5 protein-coding genes are annotated in these 10,668 nt (G+C 41.8%); 4 read left to right on the forward strand and 1 reads right to left on the reverse strand.

Features of this window, described 5'->3' with window-relative positions; translation table 11 throughout:
• The first annotated feature begins 3 nt into the window (after positions 1-3).
• A complete protein-coding gene (ribE, locus tag GOP56_RS03900) occupies positions 4-477 on the forward strand; it encodes a 6,7-dimethyl-8-ribityllumazine synthase (RefSeq protein WP_163244566.1) in 474 nt (157 codons plus the stop codon).
• Between the two features lie 311 nt (positions 478-788).
• Here ribE and loaP read toward each other — a convergent pair whose 3' ends face one another.
• Positions 789-1,370 carry an antiterminator LoaP gene (loaP, locus tag GOP56_RS03905; protein ID WP_163244567.1) on the reverse strand — a complete coding sequence of 194 codons (582 nt, stop codon included), beginning with the start codon at positions 1,368-1,370 and terminating at the stop codon, positions 789-791.
• Between the two features lie 546 nt (positions 1,371-1,916).
• On the opposite strand from loaP, the gene GOP56_RS03910 reads away from it, so the two are divergent.
• The 3 genes from GOP56_RS03910 (at position 1,917) to GOP56_RS03920 (ending at position 10,659) form a co-directional block, all read left to right on the forward strand.
• Entirely contained in the window at positions 1,917-2,582 is a 666-nt protein-coding gene (locus tag GOP56_RS03910) for an MBL fold metallo-hydrolase (protein WP_163244568.1), read from the forward strand.
• A gap of 33 nt (positions 2,583-2,615) precedes the next feature.
• The gene (gene fabD / locus GOP56_RS03915; protein ID WP_163244569.1) at positions 2,616-5,912 is read left to right on the forward strand and encodes an ACP S-malonyltransferase; all 3,297 of its coding nucleotides are present in this window, start codon (positions 2,616-2,618) and stop codon (positions 5,910-5,912) included.
• Positions 5,913-5,994: 82 nt separating this feature from the next.
• Positions 5,995-10,659, forward strand: a complete 4,665-nt coding sequence (locus GOP56_RS03920; RefSeq protein ID WP_163244570.1) for a type I polyketide synthase — start codon at positions 5,995-5,997, stop codon at positions 10,657-10,659.
• The last annotated feature ends 9 nt before the right edge of the window (positions 10,660-10,668 follow it).

Genomic DNA, 10,668 nt, shown 5'->3' on the forward strand with positions numbered 1-10,668 from the left:
AATATGAAAATCTGGGAAGGCAAGCTCGTCGGTTCAGGATTGCGTATAGGAGTTGTTGCTGGTCGTTTTAACGAATTAATTGTCAGTAAACTAGTAAGTGGGGCTTTAGATACATTAAAACGGCATGGTGTGGAAGAAGCCCAAATTGAAATGGCATGGGTTCCGGGGGCCTTTGAGATTCCACTTATGGCGAAAAAAATGGCCGAAACAGCGCGTTTTGACGCGATTATTACATTAGGAGCAGTGATTCGCGGATCGACTCCTCATTTTGATTATGTTTGCAATGAATGTGCAAAAGGAGTAGCAGCTCTTTCTATGAGCAGTGGAGTACCTATTATTTTTGGTGTCCTGACGACTGATAATATTGAACAAGCTATTGAACGTGCTGGGACAAAGGCCGGAAATAAAGGATGTGAAGCGGCCACTTCCGCTATTGAAATGGCCAATTTGGCACGTAGCTTTGAACAAACCTGCTAAATGGTATTAAAATGTGAGCTACCGATAGATTCGGTAGCTCTTTTCTACAAAAAATAGAACGTTGTAATTGTTAATGAAAGAATACGAATAAAGCAGATTTATGTTTGGAACTTTAATAATTCTAAATCTATTTACGAACAGACTGAAGCTTTCTTACGAAAATCTATAAATGCTATTGAGATTGTAACTAAGCCAAGGAGCTTACAATCCGAAGATGCTTGATGGGTAGAACTTTTACGGGATGACTACAGTGATAGGCAGATAAGTGGAAGTAATCATCTGATAATGGCAAAAAAGTGAACAATAGTTCTTTAGTTGCTAATATTTAGATTTTTTAAGCTGGAAAGTATTTCAACACCAAGATCGACCAATTTCTCTGAACCCATAAATTTTATGAGTACTTTAGCGCGTTTTTTGTGTCGATCTACTTTTTTAATCTGTCCTTCCATTCCTTTCAAGGGACCAGAATTGACATAGACCTCTGAATTTTCTAAGTGAATTTTTGAATACGTAATGATGTCTGTATTGCCTAATAATCGTAAGAGCGGGGACATTTCTTCATCATCAATAGCTGAAAAATTCGTGATTGAAGTATCCTTCTTAGCATGATTGCTACTTGTTAATTTTGAATATATGGGACCTATATTAACAAATTTGTATAGGTTAGGTATTTCTTTGATTTTGTAAAAAATACTTGAAGTCATATCCGTTTTAATTAAGACATAGCCAGGGAATAAAATTTTAATATTGTGAAAAATGGCTCCGTTCTTTTTCTCAGGAACTTTTCTCTTAGGTATGAGAGCATACAAAGTTTGTTCATCAAAATAATAGTTCAAATGATCTTTAACTATTTCTTCGCCGCCTGATCTTACGTAAAGAGCATACCATTTCAAAGTAATTATTCCTTTCAAAAAGTTTTTTTACGTACATCTTTCAGTAGTCAAAATGTCTGGGTGCTATGTAAAGATTTTTATTTATGTTGAATATAATTATAGGCTAGTTGAAAAGTAAATCAACCATAATTTTTTCAAACTTTTGTTAATTAATAACCATAAAATGTTATTCAATTCTATTGTATAAAATAACAAATTGACAATTATCGACATTCCACAGTATTATTTGTATAATACCACTAATTATAAAATTAAGAATTTTTTCTTGATCATATAGGCAAAGCATTTTCACTGTAACGACTATTCATTCTCTAGTGGAAACTAATCGTTGTTTCGGCACGTTAGGGGAAACTAGGGTACATACATGAAATGATAAGTAGTGTACATATTTGTAGACGATATGGAGAAGGTATGTCTGCAAGCTTACATAGCATGCAAAATGTAACCGCAATCAGCGCAATTTACATACATAAAAAATGTAAGAGGGGAGTAATTCCTCTTTTTTGTTTTTAGATAAACAACTTTGAAAGGAGATATGCGGATCATATGAATGATACGTATCGTTTATACAAACTCAAAGTTGGTTTCAACTACAGTTATATCATCATGGATCAAGCTACGGGGAAGGCAGCAATTGTGGACCCTGCATGGGATTTGGAACGTATTACAACCATGCTTGCTGACCTCGGTGCAGAGATAACGATGATACTGCTTACTCATTCACATTACGATCACGTTCATTTGGTAGAACCGTTAGTGAATCGGTATCAGCCAAAGGTATACATGTCTTCCATAGAAATCGACTATTATCAGTATCATTCTCCTCATTTGCATTCCTTTGTTGATGAAGATGAGATTATGCTGGGAGAGACAAAAATCATTTGTCTTCTAACACCGGGACATACGGCAGGAGGTTCCTGTTTTCTCTTATCTGCTGCATTGTTAACAGGGGATACCATCTTCGTGGAAGGCTGTGGAATTTGCGATACGCCGGGAGGATGTCCAGATCAAATGTATGAAAGCGTACAAAAAATTCGAAATAGGGTCGATCCAAATGTTCGCGTATATCCGGGGCACTCATATGGGAAAGAGCCAGGATATCCCTTGGGCTATCTTTTGAAAAACAATATTTATTTCCAAATCGAAAATAAAGAACAATTCATCAAGTTTCGGATGCGTAAAAATCAGAAAAATTTATTTGATTTTAAATAAGGGTACTGGTTGTATGAGAAAGGAGGAGCGTGGATGGAAAAACCGATTGTGTTTATGTTTTCAGGACAAGGCTCACAGTATTTTCAAATGGGAAAAGAATTATTTGACCAGAATCCGAGATTCAGAAGATGGATGCTACAGCTAGATCGGATCTCATCTTCCATTACAGGGCAGTCCGTACTTGAGATTTTATACGATCCAACAAAAGCCAAAGGAGATAGGTTTAATCAGACGAAACATACACATCCGGCCATTTTTATGCTGGAATATGCATTGGCCAAGACCTTGATCGAAAGTGGTATTCGTCCGGCCTATGTACTTGGGAGCAGTCTTGGAGAATTTGCCGCCGCCGCTGTTGCTGGGATTTTAGACGCAGAGCAAGCTCTTACGGCCGTACTTAAACAGGCAGAGGTGTTTGAATCTACTTGCGTTCCTGGAGGTATGCTAGCTGTTTTAGCAGAGCCGGCCGTTTATGAAAATAGTATTCTAAAGAACGAAACAGAGCTTGTGGGAGTGAATTATCATTCCCATTTTGTTATATCTGGGGGTATGGTTCAGATACAAGCGGCTGAGAGATTTTTAAGGGAGCAAAATATCATTTCCCAGCAACTCCCGGTCTCTTTTGCGTTTCATTCGTCACTGATTGATCCTGCTGAGCTGGATTACAAAGCCTTTCTCTTTACACAAAGACAAAAGCAGCCTACTATTTCCTTTGTTTCAGGGGTAAAAGGAAGGGTGATAAGTGAAGTAGACAGCGATTATTTTTGGAATGTTGTACGACAACCGATCTGTTTTTTCGAAGCTTTGCAGGCTATGGAGCAAGAAAGCGATTATATCTATTTGGATATTAGCCCTTCTGGGGTCTTGAGCAATTTTGCCAAAAGGATTATCCGTTCTGATTCTCAATCGGAATGTTACAGCATTTTGTCATCATACGGGGTGCAACTAGAGGTAATCGAGCGTTTGCAATGTGCTGGTAAGGAAAAAAACATGCTTTCAAAGGGAAGGAAGAAAAAAAAGATGACAACCTTTTTGTTTCCAGGACAAGGCTCTCAGCATAAAGGCATGGGAGAGGCGCTGTTTGACGAATTTGCTGAGATAACTTCAAAAGCAGATGATATTCTCGGTTATTCCATTAAGGAGTTATGTCTGGAAGATCCTAACAAGCAGTTAGGAAGTACCGATTATACACAACCTGCTTTATACACTGTCAATACGTTAAGCTATCTGAAAAGAGTAAAAGAGACTGGACAGAAGCCGGATTTCGTGGCTGGCCACAGCTTAGGGGAATACAATGCTCTATTTGCGGCGGGAGCCTTTGATTTCGAAACGGGATTGAGAATAGTAAAAAAACGAGGCGAGCTCATGGCCAAAGCTACTGGTGGAGGTATGGCTGCCGTCATGGGCTTACGTGAAGAGCAAATCAATGCGGTTCTGCAACAAAACGGGCTTACATCAATTGATATTGCTAATTATAATTCGCCTTCTCAAATTGTTCTGTCGGGAAGAAAGGAAGAAATCGTACAGGCTCAACCAGTCTTTGAAGCGGCCGGAGCCGTCATGTATATTATTTTGAATGTGAGTGGGGCATTTCACTCCCGCTATATGGAGCAAGCAAAACAGGAATTCGGACATTTTTTAGAGCAATTTTCATTTGGAGCCTTGAGCATTCCTGTCATTTCCAATGTAACCGCCCGTCCTTATAAACAATGTGATATCAAACAAAATGTAATGAAACAGATAACGAGCTCGGTGAAGTGGACGGAGACCATCCGATATTTGATGGGAAAAGGTGAGATGGAATTCGAGGAAATAGGGCCTAAAGATGTTCTGAAAAAACTGTTGAATACGATTCGTCGAGATGCCACGCCGCTTGTAATTGATGAGCAAGAGGAACAAGTAAATAACGCAGATGATGCCCAGACAGGTGTCACTTCAATTGAGCCAGTGCTGCAAGCAGAGAATCAACCGATAAGCACCACGAGAGAGCTGACAGCGACTTCGATTGGAAATCAGGCATTTAAGCGCGACTATGGTTTGAAATACGCCTATGTTGTTGGGGCCATGTATAAGGGAATTTCGTCTAAAGAGTTGGTGGTCAAGGTTGGAAAATCTGGAATGCTTGGATTTTTCGGCAGTGGTGGTGTAAGCCTGGATGACATTGAAAAAGCTATTCAATACATTCAGAGGGAATTAAAGGATAATCAGCCTTATGGGATGAATTTTTTGCATCACCCAGATAAACCAGATTTAGAAGAGAAAACAATTGATCTTTACTTGAAATATGGAGTTACTGTGATAGAAGCCTCCTCATTCATGTCCATGACTCCCTCATTAGTTCGGTACCGTGCAAAGGGATTAAGCCTTGGTATAGACAAAACGATTACAATTCAAAACAAAGTGATTGCCAAGGTGTCGCGTCCAGAGGTTGCGGCAGCTTTTTTACGTCCTGCACCAGAGAGAATCATCGAAAAATTGCTTCACGAACGAAAAATCACTGCTGAGGAAGCAGAATGTTTACGAAAGATACCTATGGCGGATGATTTGTGTGTGGAGGCGGATTCAGGCGGACACACTGATCAGGGAAGTGCATATGCCTTAATGCCGGCTATGATCAAGCTACGAGATGAGATGATGAAACAGCATGGGTATCCCAAAACAATCAGAGTTGGTGCCGCGGGTGGCATAGGAACCCCGGAAGCGGCAGTGGCTGCATTTATGCTGGGGGCTGATTTTATTGTTACAGGCTCTATTAATCAGTGTACGGTTGAAGCTGGGACAAGCGATGCGGCTAAGGATCTGCTTCAGCAGGCAAATGTGCAAGATATGGATTACGCACCGGCAGGCGATATGTTTGAAATAGGGGCAAAGGTGCAGGTACTCAAGAAGGGACTATTTTTCCCATCCAGAGCAAATAAGCTATATGATCTTTACCGGCAGTATAATTCCTTAGATGAAATCGACGAGACCACGAAAAAAAGAATTCAAGAAAAATACCTGAAAAAAAGCTTTGAAGAAGTATACAAAGAAATCATCGCTTATAAAACACCACAGGAACTCGAAAAAATCGAACGCAATCCAAAAAATAAAATGGCTGCCATATTTAAATGGTACTTTGCCTTCTCGAATCGTTTAGCGATTAGCGGAAGCCCCGAGTATAAGGTTGATTATCAGATTCATTGTGGCCCTGCTTTAGGTGCATTTAATCAGTGGGTACAAGGAACTGCTTTAGAGAATTGGAAAAACAGGCATGTTGATGAAATCGGGGAATTTTTGATGAAGGAAACCACCGAATTACTAAAAAAACGCATCGTGTCATTCATAGGTTAATTGCTGAGCAAAGTTAATGAAATGACTGAATTTTTAGTCATCTAGTAATTGAACGGATTCCTAACGGAAGAAGGTGAAGCTAATGTCGGGAAATGAATTGCGAAATTTTGAAAAAAATTCAAGTGCAAACAGTCTGGATGTAGCCGTCATCGGTATAGCCTGTAGGTTGCCCGGAGCTAGGAATTACGAGGAATACTGGGAAAATCTAAAGCAAGGAAAATCCAGCATCCAGGAAATCCCCAAAGACCGTTGGGATTGGAGAGCCTTCTGGGGAGATCCGAGAAACGAGGATAATAAAACCGACAGCAAGTGGGGCGGCTTTATTGACGATGTTGACGCCTTTGACCCTAGTTTTTTTGGCATCTCAGCTACAGAAGCCGAGACAATGGACCCACAGCAACGAATTATGCTGGAGCTATCTTGGTCTTGCCTGGAAGATGCAGGGATTTGTCCTTCAAAAGTATCCGGCAATAAAGTTGGCGTGTACATGGGTGTTTTTAATTTTGACTATAAAGAATTACAAGAAAAAAATTCTCGCACCATTGAAACCTATTATTCTACAGGCACAGCAGCAGCAGTGGTTGCTAATCGGATTTCCCATTGCTTTAATTTAAAAGGTCCAAGCATAGCTTTGGATGGTTCCTGCTCAAGTTCATTAAACGCCATTCATCTTGCAGCCCAATCGCTACATTCAGGTGAATGCAGCATGGCACTAGCAGGTGGGATCAGTCTATTATTAACACCAACACGTCATATCTCTTTTGCGAGAACTGGAATGCTGTCTCCCACCGGCTCATGTAAGTCATTTGATGAAGCAGCCGACGGGTATGTGCGCAGTGAGGCGGCAGGTGTTCTACTGCTCAAACCGTTGAAGCAAGCAATTGAAGATAAAGATTTAATCTACGGGATTATCAAGGGCAGCGCAATGAACCATACAGGAAAGACACATACTTTAACCTATCCGAATCCTGAAGCTCAGGCAGAAGTCATTATTGATGCTTATACAAAAGCGGATATTGAACCTGAGGAAGTTACTTATATCGAAGCTCATGGCACAGGGACCCCCAAAGGCGATCCATTGGAATTTCAGGGGCTTCTCAAGGCATTTACAGCCATGGCTAAGAAAAGAGATCGGAAACTTCCCAACAACTTTTGTGGAATAGGATCAGCAAAATCCAATATTGGACATGCTGAATCAGCCGCGGGAGTTGCAGGCGTGATTAAAGTCTTGATGGCAATGAAACACAAGCAATTACCAGGGCTACAAAACTTCAATAAGCTAAATCATCGAATTACGCTAAAGGATAGTCCGTTTTATATGGTTGATCGATTGCAGGAGTGGAAGCCGCTCACTGGGGAAAACCATGAGCCCCTTCCCAGACGTGCGGGAGTCAGTTCCTTTGGATTTGGTGGAACAAATGCTCATGTACTCATTGAAGAAGCCCCTGACAAGGTTTTTGAATATGCCAAGTCCAAAAAGCAACGCCCATGCTACTTAATTTGCTTTTCAGCAAAAACAGATGAAGCACTCGTACGCAAAATGGAGCAACTTTCTGCTTGGCTGGACTCAAAAGGAAAAGAATGTCACCTTGATGATATCAGTTCCACTTTATTGAGGAACCGAGAGCATTTTCGAATCAGAGCAGCTTTTGTGGTAGAAAATAAACAACAGCTTATTGAGCGTATTACGGAAGTATTGAGAAATGGTAATACAAAACATTACTTCAAAGAGGCTGTTTCTAGGAACACAAAATTCACACAAGTCCTTTTTGCAGAGGTAAGTAAAAATATAATGAAAGAACTGGGGAGTGATGTAGTAAAACAAGAAGAGTATGTTGAAAAATTATTGGGTTTAGCTGAATTGTATGTGAACGGCTATGATTTGGAATGGGGATGCCTCTTTTCTGCCGAGACTGTTCATGTACAGCTTCCTACATACCCTTTTGCTGAGGAACGATATTGGATTCCTGAGCTACATGCGAGGGAAACAACAAATCATCAGAACATGGACATGCTTCACCCGCTGTTGCATAAAAATACATCTGATTTTTTCGAACAGCGATTCAGCTCGGTGTTTACAGGGGAAGAGTTTTTCTTAACGGACCATGTGGTGAAGCATCAGCGTGTTCTACCCGGTGTGGCCTATCTTGAAATGGCTCGGGAGGCGGTGGAACGATCAGCAGGAAGGGAGCTAGACGAAAAGATAAGAATAACCATGAGAAATGTGGTTTGGACACGTCCTGTGGTGGTAGCGGATAAGGACGTTTCAGTACATGTTGCCCTTACTACCGAAAATGATGGAAAATTTGGATATAACATCTATACCCAACCGGAGGGCGCTCATTCTGCGTCCGTTGTTCATAGTTATGGGGACATTCAGTTTATTCAGGCTGATGAACGCCAGATGGTAGATTTAGAAGCGATTCAGATGCAGTGTACAGAAGGCATGCTTCCTTCACAAATGTGCTATGAGTATCTTACACAGATGCAGCTTCAATATGGCCCGGCACACCAAGCTATCGAAAGCATCTTTATAGGGGAAGAACAGGCTCTAGCTAAGTTATCCTTACCAGCCGTTATCTCCACGACTCAGAATTGCTTTGTGTTGCATCCTAGTTTGATGGACGCTGCTTTGCAGGTGTCTATATGCTTTTTGGCAGTAGAAGAGAGCTTGCTCGACCTTGCAAACAATCAGAATGTGAAGCCTTCTTTGCCATTTGCATTAAATAAGCTTGAAATACTAAAAGCATGCACGCCTGAGATGTGGGCGTTTGTGCGATATAGCAATAGAGGTCAAGCGGGGAATAAGGTACAAAAACTGGATATTGATCTATGCGATGAACAAGGTGTGGTTTGCGTCCGAATGCAGGGTTTTTCTTCCCGAGTGCTGGAGGGTGAGTTCTTGTCCGGTCATCAGGAGGAAGAGAAGGCTTCTTCTGAGATCAGAGAAGAGCCACATATCGGGCTTACCACACTGGTTCCAGTATGGGATGCTGTTGCGTTGGAGAGAGGACAAGGCGGTTTTTCCGCGACAGATCAGATTGTCGTGGTGGGAGGAACGCAGGAAAATCACAAACAGCTTCAACAGTACGATCCAAAGGTACAAATTACAACGCTTCTAATTAAAGATAGCATCGAGCAAATCGCAGAAACATTAAAGTTGTATGAGCCCATTAACCATGTAGTGTGGATTGCATCCAATGCGTCATCGGATTCCCTACAGGACGATAATTTAATCGAGGAGCAGAACGCAGGAGTACTGCACGCCTTTAAAACGATCAAAGCCCTGCTGCAACTCGGCTATGGCACCAAAAAGCTGAGCTGGAGTGTGATTACGGAGCAGGCCCAGCCGATTCATTCCCACGATTCTATCAATCCAACCCATGCGAGTCTGCATGGATTAATTGGTTCGATGGCAAAGGAATATCCGAACTGGCACATCCGTCTGCTGGATATGGAAAGAGGCAGTGATTGGCCGCTTGCGGATATGCTTACCCTTCCTGTGGATGTGGAGGGGAATGCTTGGGTATATCGCAATGAGGAATGGTATCGCCAACAGCTAATTCCTGTACATCATACGAAACAGGAGGAAACGAAATACCGACATGGTGGTATTTATGTAGTGATTGGCGGTACAGGCGGTATCGGAGAGGTTTGGAGTGAATACATGGTCCGAACCTATCAGGCGCAAATCATTTGGATTGGACGCAGAGAAAAGGATGCATCGCTTCAGGAGAAAATAGATAGACTAGCTAGTCTGGGGCCTGAGCCGTACTACATCGCGGCAGACGCTAAGAATCGGGACGCTTTGGAACGAGCATATAAGGAGATAAAAGAACGGTTCACCCAGATTCATGGGATCATTCATTCCGCGATCGTATTACTGGATCAAAGTCTTGAGAGAATGGAAGAGGAGCGTTTTCATGCGGGATTATCAGCAAAGGTTGACGTGAGTGTACGAATGGCACAGGTCTTTGGGGCAGAGGCACTCGATTTTGTTCTGTTTTTCTCTTCGATGAACTCTTTTTCAAAGCCAGCCGGACAAAGCAATTATGTGGCTGGATGCACCTTTAAGGATGCATTTGCACATCAGCTAGCTAGAGAGTGGACCTGCCAGGTGAAGGTTATGAACTGGGGATACTGGGGAAGCGTTGGCATTGTAGCTTCAGATTCTTATAAGAAACGGATGGAGCAAGCGGGCATAGGCTCCATAGAGCCGGCAGAAGCGATGGAGGCTTTGGAGGCATTGCTTACTGGAGGTTTTAACCAAACGCTTGTAATCAAAACATTGAGGCCAGTAGCTTTAATAGGGACCACCCAGAATGAATGGATTGAAATTTATCCAGACAGTATTCAATCGACTATACAAACACTAAAGAATCGTACATTCTCGTATACAAAGGAAAACCGCGCCTTCTGCAAATCAACCGAGTCTACTACCCAAGAAACCGCGGAAACTGATCCATTGCTTAAGAAGGTGCAGACAGTTGTCATAAAACTGGCTTGTGGTATTCTTCAGGTTGATAAGGACGAAATTGATCTAGAGGCGGAGCTCAATGAGTATGGGTTCGAGCCTATCTATGTATCCGAATTAACAGACACGATGAACAGAGAATATGGGCTTGAGCTAGAGCCTGTTGAGCTTTTCGACCTTCCAACGCTAAACCATATTGCGAAATACTTATGCAACAAATACGAGCCGGTGTTTGCTAATCGTGAGCTGATGGTGCTAAACGGGCAGAATTAATGCAATATC

Source organism: Brevibacillus sp. 7WMA2 (genome assembly GCF_010748895.1).
Lineage (GTDB): Bacteria > Bacillota > Bacilli > Brevibacillales > Brevibacillaceae > Brevibacillus_B > Brevibacillus_B halotolerans.